11 protein-coding genes are annotated in these 15,907 nt (G+C 62.0%); 2 read left to right on the top strand and 9 right to left on the bottom strand.

All coding sequences use genetic code 11. From position 1 onward, the window contains the following. Positions 1-36: 36 nt before the first annotated feature. On the bottom strand, positions 37-3,936 hold the full coding sequence (locus JMY29_RS14245; RefSeq protein ID WP_018776691.1) for a DNA-directed RNA polymerase subunit beta': 3,900 nt from the start codon (positions 3,934-3,936) through the stop codon (positions 37-39). 104 nt (positions 3,937-4,040) lie between these two features. Next, on the bottom strand, positions 4,041-7,547 hold the full coding sequence (gene rpoB, locus JMY29_RS14250) for a DNA-directed RNA polymerase subunit beta (RefSeq protein ID WP_026267008.1): 3,507 nt from the start codon (positions 7,545-7,547) through the stop codon (positions 4,041-4,043). A gap of 403 nt (positions 7,548-7,950) precedes the next feature. On the opposite strand from rpoB, the gene JMY29_RS14255 reads away from it, so the two are divergent. Together JMY29_RS14255 and JMY29_RS14260 are read left to right on the top strand one after the other, a co-directional pair. Next, a complete protein-coding gene (locus JMY29_RS14255; protein ID WP_189075257.1) occupies positions 7,951-9,150 on the top strand; it encodes an acetyl-CoA C-acetyltransferase in 1,200 nt (399 codons plus the stop codon). Next, positions 9,150-9,632 carry an aminoacyl-tRNA deacylase gene (locus JMY29_RS14260; protein WP_018776694.1) on the top strand — a complete coding sequence of 161 codons (483 nt, stop codon included), beginning with the start codon at positions 9,150-9,152 and terminating at the stop codon, positions 9,630-9,632. Before JMY29_RS14255 ends, JMY29_RS14260 begins: the two co-directional genes overlap by 1 nt. 124 nt (positions 9,633-9,756) lie before the next feature. Here JMY29_RS14260 and rplL read toward each other — a convergent pair whose 3' ends face one another. The 7 genes from rplL to nusG form a co-directional block, all read right to left on the bottom strand. Next, positions 9,757-10,134: a 50S ribosomal protein L7/L12 gene (gene rplL / locus JMY29_RS14265; protein ID WP_018776695.1), complete on the bottom strand. Its 378-nt coding sequence runs from the start codon at positions 10,132-10,134 to the stop codon at positions 9,757-9,759. A gap of 76 nt (positions 10,135-10,210) precedes the next feature. Beyond that, positions 10,211-10,801 carry a 50S ribosomal protein L10 gene (gene rplJ, locus JMY29_RS14270; protein ID WP_018776696.1) on the bottom strand — a complete coding sequence of 197 codons (591 nt, stop codon included), beginning with the start codon at positions 10,799-10,801 and terminating at the stop codon, positions 10,211-10,213. Positions 10,802-11,122: 321 nt separating this feature from the next. Next, on the bottom strand, positions 11,123-12,292 hold the full coding sequence (locus JMY29_RS14275) for a GNAT family N-acetyltransferase (RefSeq protein WP_189075258.1): 1,170 nt from the start codon (positions 12,290-12,292) through the stop codon (positions 11,123-11,125). Beyond that, positions 12,271-13,380: a GNAT family N-acetyltransferase gene (locus JMY29_RS14280; RefSeq protein ID WP_189075259.1), complete on the bottom strand. Its 1,110-nt coding sequence runs from the start codon at positions 13,378-13,380 to the stop codon at positions 12,271-12,273. The genes JMY29_RS14275 and JMY29_RS14280 overlap by 22 nt, the downstream gene beginning before the upstream one ends. Before the next feature lie 140 nt (positions 13,381-13,520). Next, positions 13,521-14,228 (bottom strand): 50S ribosomal protein L1, encoded by a 708-nt coding sequence (rplA, locus tag JMY29_RS14285; protein ID WP_018776699.1) that lies wholly within the window; start codon positions 14,226-14,228, stop codon positions 13,521-13,523. 146 nt (positions 14,229-14,374) lie between these two features. Next, on the bottom strand, positions 14,375-14,806 hold the full coding sequence (gene rplK / locus JMY29_RS14290) for a 50S ribosomal protein L11 (protein WP_011775609.1): 432 nt from the start codon (positions 14,804-14,806) through the stop codon (positions 14,375-14,377). Positions 14,807-14,936: 130 nt separating this feature from the next. Then, on the bottom strand, positions 14,937-15,806 hold the full coding sequence (gene nusG, locus JMY29_RS14295) for a transcription termination/antitermination protein NusG (protein ID WP_018776700.1): 870 nt from the start codon (positions 15,804-15,806) through the stop codon (positions 14,937-14,939). Positions 15,807-15,907 lie beyond the last annotated feature (101 nt).

Genomic DNA, 15,907 nt, shown 5'->3' on the forward strand with positions numbered 1-15,907 from the left:
TGCGGGGCCTGACCGTCATAACGCCGACTGCCACTTCTAGCGGAAGTCGTTGCCGAGATCGTAGTCATCCAGCGGGATGGCGTGGAACTCGGGAGCGCCGTCGCCACCCAGGGCGTCATAGGAGAAGTCGGTGAAAGCGCTGGGGCCCGTGAACAGGCTTGCCTTTGCTTCTTCCGTCGGCTCCACAGTGACCTCTGTGTAGCGGGGCAGACCCGTACCAGCCGGGATGAGCTTACCGATGATGACGTTTTCCTTCAGGCCGAGCAGAGGATCGCTCTTGCCTTCCATGGCCGCCTGCGTCAGGACGCGGGTGGTCTCCTGGAAGGAAGCTGCCGACAGCCAGGACTCGGTAGCCAAGGAAGCCTTGGTGATACCCATGAGTTCCGGACGACCCGAAGCCGGGGACTTGCCCTCGGACACGACGCGGCGGTTCTCGTCTTCGAAGCGGGCGCGCTCTGCAAGCTCACCGGGGAGCAAGTCGGAGTCGCCGGACTCGATGACGGTCACGCGGCGCAGCATCTGGCGGACGATAACCTCGACGTGCTTGTCGTGGATACCAATACCCTGGCTGCGGTAAACGCCCTGCACTTCGTCCACGAGGAACTTCTGTGCGGCACGCGGGCCCATGATGCGCAGAACCTGCTTCGGGTCCACCGGACCGTTGATCAGTTTCTGGCCGACGCTGACGTGCTCGCCATCCTCGATGAGGAGGCGGGAACGGCGCAGCACCGGGTAGGCGATCTCTTCGGAACCATCGTCCGGAGTGATGACCAGGCGCATCTGGCGCTCGGACTCTTCGATGGTGATGCGGCCGGCTGCTTCAGCAATCGGTGCGACACCCTTCGGAGTACGGGCTTCGAAGAGCTCCTGGATACGGGGCAGACCCTGGGTGATGTCGTCGCCACCACCGGCGGAAACAGCACCACCGGTGTGGAACGTACGCATGGTCAGCTGGGTACCGGGCTCACCGATGGACTGCGCGGCGATGATGCCAACAGCCTCGCCGATGTCAACGGTCTTGCCGGTGGCCAACGAACGGCCGTAGCAGAGCGCGCAGGTGCCGACCTTGGACTCACAGGTGAGTACGGAGCGGACCTTGACCTCGGTGATGCCTGCAGCCAGCAGCTGGTCGATGACGACGTCGCCGCAGTCGGTGCCGCCGGCAGCCAGGACGTTGCCCTGGGCATCGACGACGTCGACAGCCAGCGTACGTGCGTAGGCGCTGTTCTCGACGTTCTCGTCCAGGACGAGCTCACCGTTGGAATCCGGCACGGCGATCGGGGTGACCAGACCGCGCTCAGTGCCACAGTCCTCTTCACGGACGATGACGTCCTGCGAAACGTCCACCAGACGACGGGTCAGGTAACCCGAGTTGGCGGTACGCAGAGCGGTATCGGCCAGACCCTTACGGGCACCGTGCGTGGCGATGAAGTATTCCAGAACCGACAGGCCCTCACGGTAGGAGGACTTGATCGGGCGAGGAATGATCTCACCCTTCGGGTTGGCCACAAGACCACGGATACCCGCGATCTGGCGGACCTGCATCCAGTTACCACGTGCACCGGAGGACACCATGCGGTTGATGGTGTTCATCGGGGAAAGGCTGTCGCGCATCGCCTGGGCGATCTCGTTGGTTGCCTTGTTCCAGATCTCGATCAGTTCCTGGCGACGCTCGTCGTCGTCGATCAGGCCCTTGTCGTACTGGCCCTGGATCTTGGCAGCCATGTTCTCGTAACCAGCCAGGATGGCGGGCTTGGAAGTCGGCACCTCGATGTCGGAGATTGCCACAGTGACACCCGAACGGGTGGCCCAGTAGAAACCGGCATCCTTCAGGTTATCCAGCGTTGCCGCCGTAACAACCTTCGGGTAGCGCTCTGCAAGGTCGTTGACGATCCGGGACAGTTCGCCCTTGTCGGCAACAGCCTCAACCCAGGGGTAATCCTCAGGCAGCGTCTGGTTGAAGATGACCTGGCCGAGGGAGGTTTCGACGAGAGCCGGCTGACCGGGCTCCCAACCTTCCGGAGCTTCCCAACCTGCGTACGGCACGAAGTCGTCCAGGCGGATCTTGACCTGGGAGTTCAGGTGCAGCTCACGGGCGTCGTACGCCATGATTGCTTCCGAAACCGAGGAGAAGATACGGCCTTCGCCGGCAGAACCGACACGCTTGGTGGTCAGGTGGTAAAGACCGATGATCATATCCTGCGAAGGCAGAGTCACCGGGCGGCCATCGGACGGCTTCAGGATGTTGTTCGAGGACAGCATCAGGATGCGTGCTTCGGCCTGGGCTTCCGGGCTCAGCGGCAGGTGGACTGCCATCTGGTCGCCGTCGAAGTCAGCGTTGAAGGCGCCACAAACCAGCGGGTGAAGCTGGATTGCCTTGCCTTCCACAAGCTGCGGTTCGAAGGCCTGGATGCCGAGGCGGTGCAGGGTAGGTGCACGGTTGAGCAGCACCGGGTGTTCGGTGATGATCTCTTCCAGCACGTCCCAGACCTGCGGACGGTAACGCTCAACCATGCGCTTCGCCGACTTGATGTTCTGGGCGTGGTTGAGGTCAACCAGGCGCTTCATCACGAACGGCTTGAAGAGCTCCAGGGCCATCTGCTTGGGCAGACCACACTGGTGCAGCTTCAGCTGCGGACCGACAACGATGACCGAACGGCCGGAGTAGTCGACGCGCTTGCCGAGCAGGTTCTGGCGGAAGCGGCCCTGCTTGCCCTTGAGCATGTCGCTCAGGGACTTCAGGGGACGGTTGCCCGGACCCGTGACGGGGCGGCCACGACGGCCGTTGTCGAAGAGGCTGTCAACAGCTTCCTGAAGCATGCGCTTCTCGTTGTTGACGATGATCTCCGGAGCACCCAGGTCAAGCAGTCGCTTGAGGCGGTTGTTGCGGTTGATCACACGACGGTAGAGGTCGTTGAGGTCGGAGGTCGCGAAGCGGCCACCATCCAGCTGGACCATCGGGCGCAGTTCCGGCGGGATCACCGGGACGGCGTCCAGAACCATGCCCAGGGGGCTGTTGTTGGTGGTCAGGAATGCGTTGACAACCTTCAGGCGCTTCAGGGCACGCGTCTTGCGCTGGCCCTTGCCGTTCTGGATGGTGTCGCGCAGGGACTCGGCCTCAGCCTGCATGTCAAAGGTTTCGAGGCGCTTCTTGATTGCCTCGGCGCCCATGGAGCCCTCGAAGTACAGACCGTAACGGTCGCGCAGTTCGCGGTACAGGCCCTCGTCGCCTTCAAGGTCGGCGACCTTGAGGTTCTTGAAGCGGTCCCAGACCTGCTCAAGGCGCTCGATGTCGGCGTCGGCACGCTTACGGACGTTCGCCATCTGGCGGTCGGCGGAGTCGCGGGCCTTCTTCTTGTCGGCAGCCTTGGCGCCCTCGCCTTCGAGACGGGCAAGCTCGTCTTCAAGGTCGCGGGCGATCGTGGCGATGTCGCTGTCGCGGTTGTCGATCATCTGCTTCTTCTCGAGGTCGTGCTCAACCTGGAGGTTCGGCAGTTCGGCGTGACGGCTTTCGGTGTCAACGCTGGTGATCATGTAGGCAGCGAAGTAGATGACCTTCTCAAGGTCCTTCGGTGCCAGGTCCAAGAGGTAGCCCAAGCGCGAGGGAACGCCCTTGAAGTACCAGATGTGGGTTACAGGCGCGGCCAGTTCGATGTGGCCCATGCGCTCACGACGCACCTTGGCGCGGGTGACTTCAACGCCACAACGCTCGCAAATGATGCCCTTGAAGCGCACGCGCTTGTACTTGCCGCAGTAGCATTCCCAGTCGCGGGACGGGCCGAAGATCTTCTCGCAGAAGAGGCCGTCCTTCTCAGGCTTGAGCGTGCGGTAGTTGATGGTTTCCGGCTTCTTGACCTCACCGTAAGACCAGCCACGGATGTCTTCCGCGGTGGCGAGGCCGATCTGCATGAGGCCGAAGGAGGATTCGCTGGACATATGGTCCCTGTTCTCTCTTGTTCTCTAAATTCTGAAGTCTTGGTTACGGGAAGAGGGAGCTGTCCCGGCGGGCAGCCACAAAGTGGTGCCCGCCGGAACGGCTGCTAGACCTCTTCTACGGAACTGGGCTCTGCGCGAGACAGATCGATGCCCAGTTCTTCCGCAGCCGTGAAGACTGCGTCATCAGAGTCACGCATTTCGATCGTGGTTCCGTCGGTGGAAAGAACTTCCACGTTCAGGCACAACGACTGCATTTCCTTGATCAAGACCTTGAAGGACTCGGGAACGCCAGGCTCAGGGATGTTCTCGCCCTTGACGATGGCTTCGTAGACCTTCACACGACCATGGATGTCATCCGACTTGATCGTGAGGAGTTCCTGAAGCGTGTAGGCGGCACCGTAAGCTTCGAGCGCCCACACTTCCATTTCACCGAAGCGCTGGCCACCGAACTGAGCCTTACCACCCAGCGGCTGCTGCGTGATCATGGAGTACGGGCCGGTGGAGCGCGCGTGGATCTTGTCGTCCACCAGGTGGTGGAGCTTCAGGATGTACATGTAACCGACGGAGATCGGGTCCGGGAACGGCTCGCCGGAGCGGCCGTCGAACAGACGGGTCTTGCCGGAGGAGTCGATCAGACGGTCGCCATCGCGGGTCACGTTGGTGGAGTCAAGCAGGCCCGTGATTTCTTCTTCGCGGGCGCCATCGAACACCGGGGTGGCAACGGTGGTCTGGCCGGTTTCACGGGGCAGGTTCGGGAGGTTCTTGACCCACTCCGGCTCGCCTTCGATCTTCCAACCGGTCTTGGCAACCCAACCGAGGTGGGTTTCCAGGACCTGGCCAACGTTCATTCGTCCCGGAACACCAAGCGGGTTCAGGACGATGTCCACCGGGGTACCGTCTGCAAGGAAGGGCATGTCCTCGATCGGGAGGATCTTGGAGATAACACCCTTGTTGCCGTGACGGCCGGCGAGCTTGTCGCCGTCGGTGATCTTGCGCTTGGCTGCAACGTAGACGCGGACCAGCTGGTTCACGCCCGGGGGCAGCTCGTCGTCGTTGTCGCGGTCGAAGACGCGAACGCCGATGACCGTACCGGACTCGCCGTGGGGAACCTTCAGCGAGGTATCGCGGACTTCGCGGGACTTCTCACCGAAGATGGCGCGGAGGAGCCGCTCTTCCGGGGTCAGCTCGGTTTCACCCTTGGGGGTGACCTTGCCTACCAGGATGTCGCCTGCTTCAACCTCGGCACCGATGTGGATGATGCCGCGCTCGTCCAGGCCTGCCAGGACTTCCTCGGACACGTTCGGGATGTCACGGGTGATTTCCTCGGCACCAAGCTTGGTGTCGCGGGCATCGATTTCGTGCTCCTCGATGTGGATGGAGGAAAGGACGTCCTCAGCAACAATGCGCTGGGACAGGATGATGGCGTCCTCGAAGTTGTGGCCTTCCCATGACATGAATGCCACGAGCAGGTTCTTACCGAGGGCAAGCTCACCCTGGTCCGTTGCGGGACCGTCAGCGATGATGCCGCCAACCTCCAGGCGCTGGCCTTCGTTGACCAGGACACGGTGGTTGTAGCAGTTGCCCTGGTTGGAACGGGCGAACTTGTTGATGCGGTAGTTGGTCTCGGTGCCGTCGTCGTTGATCATGACAACGAGTTCAGCGGAAACCTCGGTGACCACACCGGCCTTCTTCGCAATGACAACGTCACCGGCGTCGACGGCTGCTGCACGTTCCATGCCGGTGCCCACAAAAGGAGCCTCGGAACGGACCAGCGGCACAGCCTGGCGCTGCATGTTGGCACCCATGAGTGCACGGTTGGCGTCGTCATGCTCGAGGAACGGGATCAATGCCGTTGCCACGGACACCATCTGGCGCGGGGAAACGTCCATGAACTGAACGTCTGCAGCGGGAACCAGGACGGGCTCGCCTCCACCACCACGGGCACGGACAAGAACGGTCTCTTCGGAGAACTTCTTGTCGGCATCCAGCGGAGCGTTGGCCTGTGCGATCAGGACCTCGGCTTCGTCATCGGCCGTGAGGTACTGGACCTCGTCCGAGACAACACCGTTGGAAACCAAGCGGTAAGGGGTCTCGATGAAGCCGAACGGGTTGATGCGGCCGTAGGAAGCCAACGAACCGATCAGACCAATGTTCGGGCCTTCAGGAGTTTCGATGGGGCACATACGTCCGTAGTGGGACGGGTGAACGTCACGGACTTCCATGCCTGCGCGGTCACGGGACAGACCACCCGGGCCAAGTGCCGACAGGCGGCGCTTGTGGGTCAGACCCGAGAGCGGGTTGTTCTGGTCCATGAACTGCGACAGCTGGGAGGTTCCGAAGAACTCCTTGATGGCTGCCACAACGGGACGGATGTTGATCAGCGTCTGCGGCGTTATGGCTTCGACGTCCTGCGTGGTCATGCGTTCGCGGACGACGCGTTCCATACGGGAAAGACCGGTGCGGACCTGGTTCTCGATCAGTTCGCCGACGGCGCGGATGCGACGGTTGCCGAAGTGGTCGATGTCATCGATGTCGACGCGGAGCTCGTGGTCTTCGCCGTCGCGCTTGCCCATGATGGTCTTCTCGCCGGCGTGGAGCGCAACGAGGAACTTGATCATGGCAACGATGTCTTCAACGTGCAGGACCGAAGCTTCCTTGTCACCAAGGGAGCGGTCGATGCCGAGCTTGCGGTTGATCTTGTAACGGCCAACCTTGGCAAGATCGTAGCGCTTGGCGTTGAAGTACAGGTTGTCCAGCAGGGACTGGGCAGCCTCGACTGTGGGCGGCTCGCCCGGACGCAGCTTGCGGTAGATGTCCAGAAGCGCGTCTTCGCGGGTCTCGGTGGCGTCCTTCTCCAGCGTTGCGCGCATGGAGTCGTACTGGCCGAACTCTTCCAGGATCTGGCCTTCGGTCCAGCCGAGGGCCTTCAGGAGAACCGTGACCGACTGCTTGCGCTTGCGGTCAAGGCGTACGCCCACCTGGTCGCGCTTGTCGATTTCGAGTTCGAACCAGGCACCGCGGGACGGGATGATCTTCGCAGTGAAGATGTCCTTGTCACTGGTCTTGTCTGCAGTGCGCTCGAAGTAGGCGCCCGGCGAACGGACCAACTGGGAGACAACGACACGCTCGGTGCCGTTGACGACGAACGTTCCCTTCTCAGTCATGAGGGGGAAGTCGCCCATGAACACGGTCTGCTGCTTGATTTCGCCCGTGTTGTTGTTCATGAACTCGGCCTTGACATACAGCGGGGCCGAGTAGGTGGCGTCACGGTCTTTGCATTCGGCCATGGTGTACTTCGGGTCAGCGAACTCCGGCTCGGAGAAGCTCAGGGACATGGTGCCCTGGAAGTCCTCGATAGGGGAGATCTCTTCGAAGATGTCGGCAAGTCCGGAGGTGGTGGCGACGCTGAGGTCGCCCTCCTCGACAGCCTTCGCTACCCGCGCCTGCCAGCGTTCGTTTCCGACGAGCCAGTCAAAGCTGTCCGTCTGCAGGGCGAGAAGATTCGGAACATCAAGGGGTTCGTGAATCTTTGCGAATGAGAGGCGACGGGTGGCACCATCGGTGCTTGCCGTGTTAGCGGTTTCGTTATTAGAGGTGCTCGAGGCGACCAAGAGGGATCCTTCCACAGACCTTCAGGCGTTTTCAGATCTCCCCCGTTTGCATTCTGCAGAGTGCTCCGCAGGATACTTAATCCGGTTCCGCTATATGACCCGGACCCAGTCTGCGCATGGTTGTGCACGTTTCGGAACGGCACGTCAATGACGCAGCTGAGAGGTAAAGCCCACCGCTATATGAAGGCTGAAGGTTAACAGGGAAGACGCAAATATCTACAATACGGCAAAGCAGCCTTCCTGTCTACCCCAGATCGTCCGTGATTGCAAGCACCGTTGCCGCAGGCACCCAATGAAGGAAGTTCCGGCCACCCGGAATGCGCGGGCGGGCAGGATCGTTTAACGGTTAGTCACAAACACCGCGATAGCCTTGCTACACCATTCCCGGACCGGAAGAGAGACCATGAGCAACTCCGCTGACGACAATGACGTTGTCATCCTCGCCGCTTCCCGCACCCCGCAGGGTCGCCTCAACGGACAATTGGCGGGCTTCACCGCCGTCGAACTCGGCGCGCACGCCATCGGCGCCGCACTGGCGGCGAGCGGCGTAAAGCCCGAACAGGTTGACGCCGTCATCATGGGCCAGGTCCTCCAGGCCGGTGCCGGACAGAATCCGGCCCGCCAAAGCGCAATCGCGGCCGGCGTGGGCTGGAACATCCCGGCCGTGACCATCAACAAGGTGTGCCTCTCGGGTCTGACAGCAGTCATTGATGCCGCGCGCATGATCCGCAGCGGCGATGCCACCGTGGTGGTCGCGGGCGGCCAGGAGTCCATGACAAGGGCCCCGCACCTCCTCCCCGGTTCCCGCCAGGGCTGGACGTATGGCTCCATCCAGGCATTGGATGTTGCCGCCCACGACGGCCTCACCGACGCTTTCGACGGGCAATCCATGGGTCTGTCCACGGAAACCAAGAACGTCACCCTGGGCATAGACCGCAAGGCCCAGGACGAGGTCGCGGCGGCTTCGCACCAGCGTGCCGCGGCTGCGATCGCGGACGGAATCTTCGACCTCGAAATTGCTCCCGTGAAGGTCAAACAGCGAAAAGGCGATCCACTGGTCCTCACCACGGACGAAGGTGTCCGCCCCAACACCACGGTGGAAACCCTCGCCCCACTGCGGGCCGCCTTTGCGACGGACGGCACCATCACGGCGGGTAACTCCTCTCCCCTGTCCGACGGCGCCTCCGCACTCGTGCTGACCAGTCGCCGCTTCGCCCGGGACAACGGGCTGGAATACCTCGCCGTTGTCGGCAAGCCCGGGCAGGTTGCCGGGCCTGACAACTCGCTGCACTCCCAGCCGTCGAATGCGATCGCCCAGGCGTTGAAGCGTGCCGGGTGGACGGCCGAAGACCTCGACTTCATTGAAATCAACGAGGCATTCGGGTCGGTGGCGGTGCAGTCCCTCAAGGACCTGCGCTATCCCCTGGAGAAGTGCAACATCCACGGAGGAGCCATCGCTTTGGGCCATCCGATCGGAGCGTCCGGCGCTCGGCTTGCCCTGCATGCTGCCCATGAACTCAAGCGCCGGGGAACCGGCAAAGCCGCGGTTTCCCTGTGCGGCGGAGGCGGCCAGGGCGAAGCACTACTGCTGTACCGCGACTGATGGGCGGCATTGAGACTGAGGGTGCGGAGCGGTTCCTTGCCGATGCCGCCGCCCGCGGACTGGATGTCGACGTCGTCGAACGTCCCGCAGCGCGCAGCTTGGAAGAGGCCGCCACCATCCTGGGGATCCGGCCGGCGGACATTGTGAAGTCCCTGGTGGTCAAGCACCGGGACGGCAGCTTCCTCTTCGCTTTGATTCCCGGGGACCGCCAGATCTCCTGGCCCAAGCTGCGCGCGCTGGTGGGCGTCAATAAGTTGTCACTCCCACCCGCGGAGGTGGCGTTGGACGCCACCGGCTATGAACGCGGAACCATCACTCCCCTGGGCAGCACCACGGCATGGCCCGTGTACGCCGACGCCACGATTACGGGGCGGCGCATCTCCATGGGAGCCGGGGCACACGGACGCAGCGCTTTTGTTGACGCCGATGCGCTGACCTCAGCCCTGGGCGCCGTCGTAGCGGACATCAGCGAACCTTCTTAAAGCAACGCGGGGTCACTTATGGCCGGTAAATCCCCTTGGGATGGGCCATAAGTGACCCCGCGTTGCTGTTTAACGCAGGAAGCCCCGCCCGGCGAACCGGACGGGGCTTCCAAAGCAAAACGAGTTACTTGAGGGTAACCGTTGCGCCAGCTTCTTCGAGCTGAGCCTTTGCCTTCTCTGCGGCTTCCTTGTTGGCGCCTTCGAGAACAGCCTTCGGTGCGCTGTCAACCAGGTCCTTGGCTTCCTTGAGGCCGAGGGAGGTGATGGCGCGAACTTCCTTGATCACTGCGATCTTCTTGTCGCCAGCAGCTTCGAGGATGACGTCGAAGTCAGTCTTCTCTTCAGCAGCTTCAGCAGCACCGCCGGCAGCGGGGCCAGCAACTGCAACAGCAGCAGCCGTAACTTCGAAGGTCTCTTCGAAGAGCTTGACGAACTCGGAGAGCTCGATGATGGTCAGTTCCTTGAAAGCTTCAATGAGCTCTTCGTTGCTGAGCTTCGCCATGGTGGCGTCCTTCCATTAGTTGGTGCAGGTCCGGACGATGCCGATCCATACACCAGAGTTTGTTTGGGGGGAGAACTTAGTTCTCTTCGGTTGCAGCTTCAGCGGCTTCGGCCGGAGCCGCAACCTCTTCAGCAGCAGCCTCTTCGGCCGGGGCTTCATCAGCGGCCGGTGCAGGTGCGCCGCCCTCTTCTTCAAGCTTGAGGCGCAGAGCGTCGATGATGCGTGCAGCAGCAGATGCGGGAGCCTTGAGGACACCAGCAACGCGTGCAAGCTGCAGTTCGCGGGACTCCAGGGCTGCCAGTGCGGCAACTCCTGCTGCGTCCAATGCCTTGCCTTCGAAGACGCCGGTCTTGATAACCAGCTGCTTGTTGGCCTTGGCAAAGTCCGTCAGGCTCTTGGCAGCAGCAACAGCGTCACCCTTGATGAAGGCGATTGCAGTGGGGCCGGCAAGCTGATCGTTGAATGCTTCAACTCCAGCTTCCTTGGCTGCAATGGCGCTCAGGGTGTTCTTGACGACCGAGAACTTGGTGTCCTGGCCGAGCGCAACACGCAGTTCCTTGAGCTGTGCAACAGTGAGCCCGCGGTATTCGGTCAGGACAGCCGCGTTCGATTCCTTGAAATCGTTGGTGATCTCCGCAACTGCGGAAACCTTGCTAGGCGTTGTCATAACCCTCCTTCCGGGGAATAAAGCCGGTCTTCCGGGTCCCCGCTCACGAGAGCTAAAACTAAAAACGCCCCGCGCAGATGCACGGGGCTTGGCTCAACACGGTTCGATCCGTGGAGACTAGCTTCGTTCACCTGCGCCGGCCGCCCTATGTTCAGGGTCCTTCGTCAAGGAATTCACTTTGTTCTCAGGGGCGTGGCTGCAGAATTGAGCTGTGCTCGAAAGAGTGGATTCCCATCAACCGACGGTCTTTGGTACTTCAAGGTTACGGGACAGTGTGCGGCAAACCAAATCGGGGCGCGGCACTACAGCTCGCGGTTGCCCCTATTCGGAGACTGCCGGCCCCTTATCCCGGCCCGGCAGTTCCTTCTGCCACAGTCCGGTGATGCCGGCCGTCGTGAACCCCAACTGCTTGTTGACAGTCAGGAGGTAACGGTTTTCCGGCGCGTTCCAGGTGTAGATCACTCTTGCGTCCGGAAACTGCTCGCTGAGCCGTTCCATGTTGGCCACTTTGATGAGCAAACCCAGTTTGTTTCCGCGGTGCTCCTGGAGGACCAGGGTGTCGTCCTGGAAGACCACGTCCTGGCGGTGGGCCAGTACACTGATGGTGGTCAGGCCCACCAGCTTGCCGCTCTCAAGATGCTCGACGGCGGTAACAACCGTGCGCCGTCCCTGCGCCAATGCGGCGTCTTCAGTTTCCCGAAGGACGGCGGTGTCGAAAACCATTCCGCTCGCTTCAACCTCGGGGGCATCGTCCTCGGCATCGTCACGCACAACCTCGCCTGCTGCGTTTTCCAACGCGGCAACAGCATCCAGCCAGGCGTCCGGGCAGCGGTCCGTCCAGTGGTGGAGGGCATAGCGGCCCCCGTTGGCTTCCTCCGCTTCCAGCTGGAGGTCAGCTACGAGCTGGGAGTCCAGGGGAAGGATGCAGGAGCTGAACTGTTCGATGTGCTGGAGTGTGTAGCCGGCCCTCTTGGCGAAGTCCACCTCCCTGCTGCTGACAGGGACAAATCCGGCCCCGCTGCCCGGAATCAGCTGGTCCTCGGGTACCTCCGTCAGGGACGTTGCAGGGTGGTTGGTGTCCACCAGGATCATGGTCCGGCCTTCGGCGCGGGCCAGCTGTTCGGCGGCCTCCAGCAGTTGCCGTCCGACTCCTTGCCCTTGGTACTCGGGAAGGATGTCCAGGGTGAATTCGGCCAGGTCCATGTTGTCAGCCAGGGGCAAGGCGATGTCCACGACACCGACGATGGCGCCTTCGACCTTGGCCACCAGGATGATCTGGCGTTCATAGGGATCGGAAAATTCCAGCAGCTTTTCCAAGGGCGTGTAGGCGAGGTCGTCGCTCCCCCACGTTTCCATGCGCACCCGGCGTCCGACTTCCACGGCGTCCAGGAAATCGGCGGCCTCAGGGCTGTCCAGGGTGTCAGGCACCCACAGCTGCCCGACCTGAACGGTACCCGTCTCGTCTACAGTCATCCCAGCCGTTTCTGCCATTCGCCTTCAAAGCCGGACGGCTTGAATCCAAGGGCGATATTTATGGCCAGCATATGCTGGTTTTCAACGGCGTTCCATGTCATGACCGACGTGGCGTCCGGCCAGAGCTCCTGTGCGCGGCGAAGGTTGCCGGTTTTCACCAGCATCCCTAAACCGTGTCCCCGGTGCCCGGGAGCCACCAGAGTGTCCTCTTGGTAGATCACCGCCGGCGCCTCTTCACGGTGCGTCAGGACCGTGTAGGCGGCCAGCTCCCCCGTCGCGTCATGGCGGGCTGCGCACACGGCGGACTCCACACCGCTGGCCTGCCAGGTGGCTTCCTCCCGGCGGACCCGGGCAGCGTCCCACACCTCGCCTTCCCACCCGAGGCCTGCGATGGGAACCTCTGTGCTCATGAGGCTCTTGAGGCGGGCGAAAGCGCCCACAAGGTGGTCCGGGCAACGCGACTTCCAGCCCAGGACGCTGTAGCCCGCCGAGCGTCTCAAGGCCTCCGCTTCCAGGACCCCAAGCGATTCCCCGGAAACGGGAAAGGCAAGCGTGCTGTTCGTTTCGACCTGCTCCAACGAGTAACCGTGGCGGAGGGCGAAGCGTGTGGATGCCGCGTCCAAAGGCACACCGCCTGAGCCGGACTTGGCCTCCAACAACTCCACGCCGGCCTCGACGGGCGCGATGGGTTCTCCGCAGTAGGCATCGAACGAAACCCGCCCACGGCCACTGGCCAGTTCCTCCAACAGGGCCAGTATCCGGGATCCAAAGCCACGGCGCCGGAAGGGCGCGTCGACAAGCACGTCCACACCCGCCGTCGTCGTGTTTTCACTCAGGGGCAGCGTCAAAGTGCCGCAACCCACCACCTCACCGTCGAGGCGGGCCAGATGGACCTGGCGCTCTTCGTATTCATTTCCCTGCCAGAAAAGGACGGCCTCGGCCAGGGTAGCGCAGCGGTCCAGGTTGCCCCACAGTTCCATGGCGTGGACGACGTTCAGTTGGTGAAAGGCTTGGAAGTCAGGGGCATCTGCGGCGTCCGGACTCGTGGGGACACGGATCCGTTCCACGGTCAATCCGGAAGGCCCTGAAATGTTCGACGACGTCACGCACCACAGCCTACGGCCCGCCTCCCGCGCGGAACAGACGGAGACAAGAAAACAGGCTGGAAGCGAATGCAGGCAGTGACAGAAAAAGGACCGCCCGGCAAAAGCCGGACGGTCCTTTTCAGAGCCAGTGCTCGCGAAGCTTACGCGTCGGTGAGAACCTTGGTGACGTTCGGGTCAACGGTGATGCCCGGGCCGAACGTGGTGGCAACGGTAGCCTTCTGGATGTAGCGGCCCTTGGAAGCGGACGGCTTCAAACGAAGCACCTCTTCCAGTGCTGCTGCGTAGTTCTCAGCCAGCTTGGTGGCGTCGAAGGACACCTTGCCGATGATGAAGTGAAGGTTGGAGTGCTTGTCGACGCGGAAGTCGATCTTGCCGCCCTTGATGTCGTTGACAGCCTTGGTGACGTCCGGGGTAACCGTGCCGGTCTTCGGGTTCGGCATGAGGTTACGCGGGCCGAGAACCTTACCGAGGCGGCCAACCTTGCCCATGAGGTCAGGGGTTGCCACTGCGGCGTCGAAGTCGGTCCAGCCGCCGGCGATCTTTTCGATCAGGTCATCGGAACCAACGAAGTCGGCGCCGGCAGCGATTGCTGCTTCAGCCTTGTCGCCGGTTGCGAAAACGAGGACGCGGGCGGTCTTACCGGTGCCGTGGGGCAGGTTGACGGTGCCACGAACCATCTGGTCGGCCTTACGCGGGTCGACGCCCAGGCGGAAAGCGACCTCAACGGTTGCGTCGAACTTGGAAGGGTTGGTGTCCTTCGCGAGGGTGATGGCCTCGAACGGGGCGTAGACCTTGTCTGCCTCGATCTTGGCTACGGCTGCCTCATATGCTTTGCTGCGCTTTGCCATGCTGCTGTTTCTCCTTGTGCAGTTGTGGTCTGCGGACCGCGCTGGGCCCTGCCACAGTCGGGGATCCGGCAAGGATCCTGCGACATTTCAATGTTTCAGATACCGGTTGCCCGGCGGGTGAAGGCCACGATAGGCCTTCGAGGGTTCTAGCCTTCGACCGTGATGCCCATGGAGCGGGCGGTGCCGGCGATGATCAGGGCAGCAGCCTTGATGTCGTTGGCGTTCAGGTCTTCCATCTTGGTGGAAGCAATTTCCTCAACCTGTGCCTGGGTCAGCTTGGCAACCTTGACGGTGTGCGGGGTAGCCGAACCCTTGGCGACGCCTGCAGCCTTCTTGATGAGCTCTGCAGCCGGCGGGGTCTTGGTGATGAAGGTGAAGGAACGGTCCTCGTAGACCGTGATTTCAACCGGGATAACGTTTCCGCGCTGGGATTCCGTTGCAGCGTTGTACGCCTTGCAGAATTCCATGATGTTGACACCGTGCTGGCCAAGTGCAGGACCGATCGGCGGGGCCGGGTTAGCGGCACCTGCCTGGATCTGCAGCTTGATGAGGCCGGTGACCTTCTTCTTGGGAGCCAATGTAGGGTCCTTCTCTCAATAGCTTCCTGGGACACAGGAGCGCGTCCCAGGTTGGTGGCCGCCATGGCGAGGCGGCCGGCCGCTCCCGAACTGCTAAGCAGGCAGGACAGGAGCGAAATTTTGGAATCAGCTAGATCTTGGTGACCTGGTTGAATGCGAGCGTCACCGGGGTTTCGCGCTCGAAGATCGAGACCAGAACCACCAGGGTCTGGGACTCGGGCTTGATTTCGGAGATCGTTGCCGGAAGAGTCTCGAACGGACCTTCCTTGACGATGACCGACTCGCCGACCTCGAAGTCGACGGCCACGGGGGCCTGGTTCTGCTTGTTGACCGGCTTGCCTTGCTCTGCCTGCTCTTCTTCGAAGACCGGGGCGAGCATGGAGAAGACCTCGTCAAGGCGGAGCGGGACCGGGTTGTGGGCGTTGCCCACAAAGCCGGTAACACCGGGGGTGTGACGGACGGCGCCCCACGAGGCGTCGGTCAGGTCCATGCGGACCAGGACGTAACCGGGGATGCGGACGCGGTTGATAACCTTGCGCTGCGCATTCTTGATCTCGACGACCTCTTCCATGGGCACCTGGATCTCGAAGATGTAATCTTCCATGTCCAGGGTCTGGATGCGGGTCTCAAGGTTGGCCTTGACGCGGTTTTCGTAACCGGCGTAGGAGTGGATGACGTACCAGTCACCCTCCTGGCGGCGCAGCTTGGCCTTGAACTCCTCCGCGGGATCAGCAGGCGCTGCTGCAGCAGCGGCAGCCAGCTGGTCGCCGTCGGACTCTTCCGCGGTCTCGACGTCGGCAGCCTCGCCGGACGCGTCATCGGACTCTTCATCCACGTCGGACTCGAAGTCCTCTTCGGAATCCTCAGAGTCGACGTCGGCAGATTCGGGCGCAGCGGAATCGACCTCGGACTCTTCCGCGACAATTGCCGTGGCGTCGGCTGAGTCCTCGGCGGATTCGCCCAGCTCAGTCTCGTTTACCTCGAGCTCCTGCTCAGACACTTGGTCTCCTGCTTCCTCATTGCCTAACATGCCTATTTAAATGGCTCAATTCCGCAAACCCCGCAAAATTCCCGGCGAACCAAGGGATTTCACACAGTTTG

This window comes from Paenarthrobacter nicotinovorans, assembly GCF_021919345.1.
GTDB classification, from domain to species: Bacteria; Actinomycetota; Actinomycetes; order Actinomycetales; family Micrococcaceae; genus Arthrobacter; species Arthrobacter nicotinovorans.

Coding starts and splice junctions, on each gene's coding strand:
- JMY29_RS14245 (WP_018776691.1), bottom strand. CDS start 3,936: ATGTCCAGCGAATCCTCCTTCGGCCTCATGCAGATCGGCCTCGCCACC.
- JMY29_RS14255 (WP_189075257.1), top strand. CDS start 7,951: ATGAGCAACTCCGCTGACGACAATGACGTTGTCATCCTCGCCGCTTCC.
- JMY29_RS14260 (WP_018776694.1), top strand. CDS start 9,150: ATGGGCGGCATTGAGACTGAGGGTGCGGAGCGGTTCCTTGCCGATGCC.
- rplL (WP_018776695.1), bottom strand. CDS start 10,134: ATGGCGAAGCTCAGCAACGAAGAGCTCATTGAAGCTTTCAAGGAACTG.
- rplJ (WP_018776696.1), bottom strand. CDS start 10,801: ATGACAACGCCTAGCAAGGTTTCCGCAGTTGCGGAGATCACCAACGAT.
- JMY29_RS14275 (WP_189075258.1), bottom strand. CDS start 12,292: ATGGCAGAAACGGCTGGGATGACTGTAGACGAGACGGGTACCGTTCAG.
- rplA (WP_018776699.1), bottom strand. CDS start 14,228: ATGGCAAAGCGCAGCAAAGCATATGAGGCAGCCGTAGCCAAGATCGAG.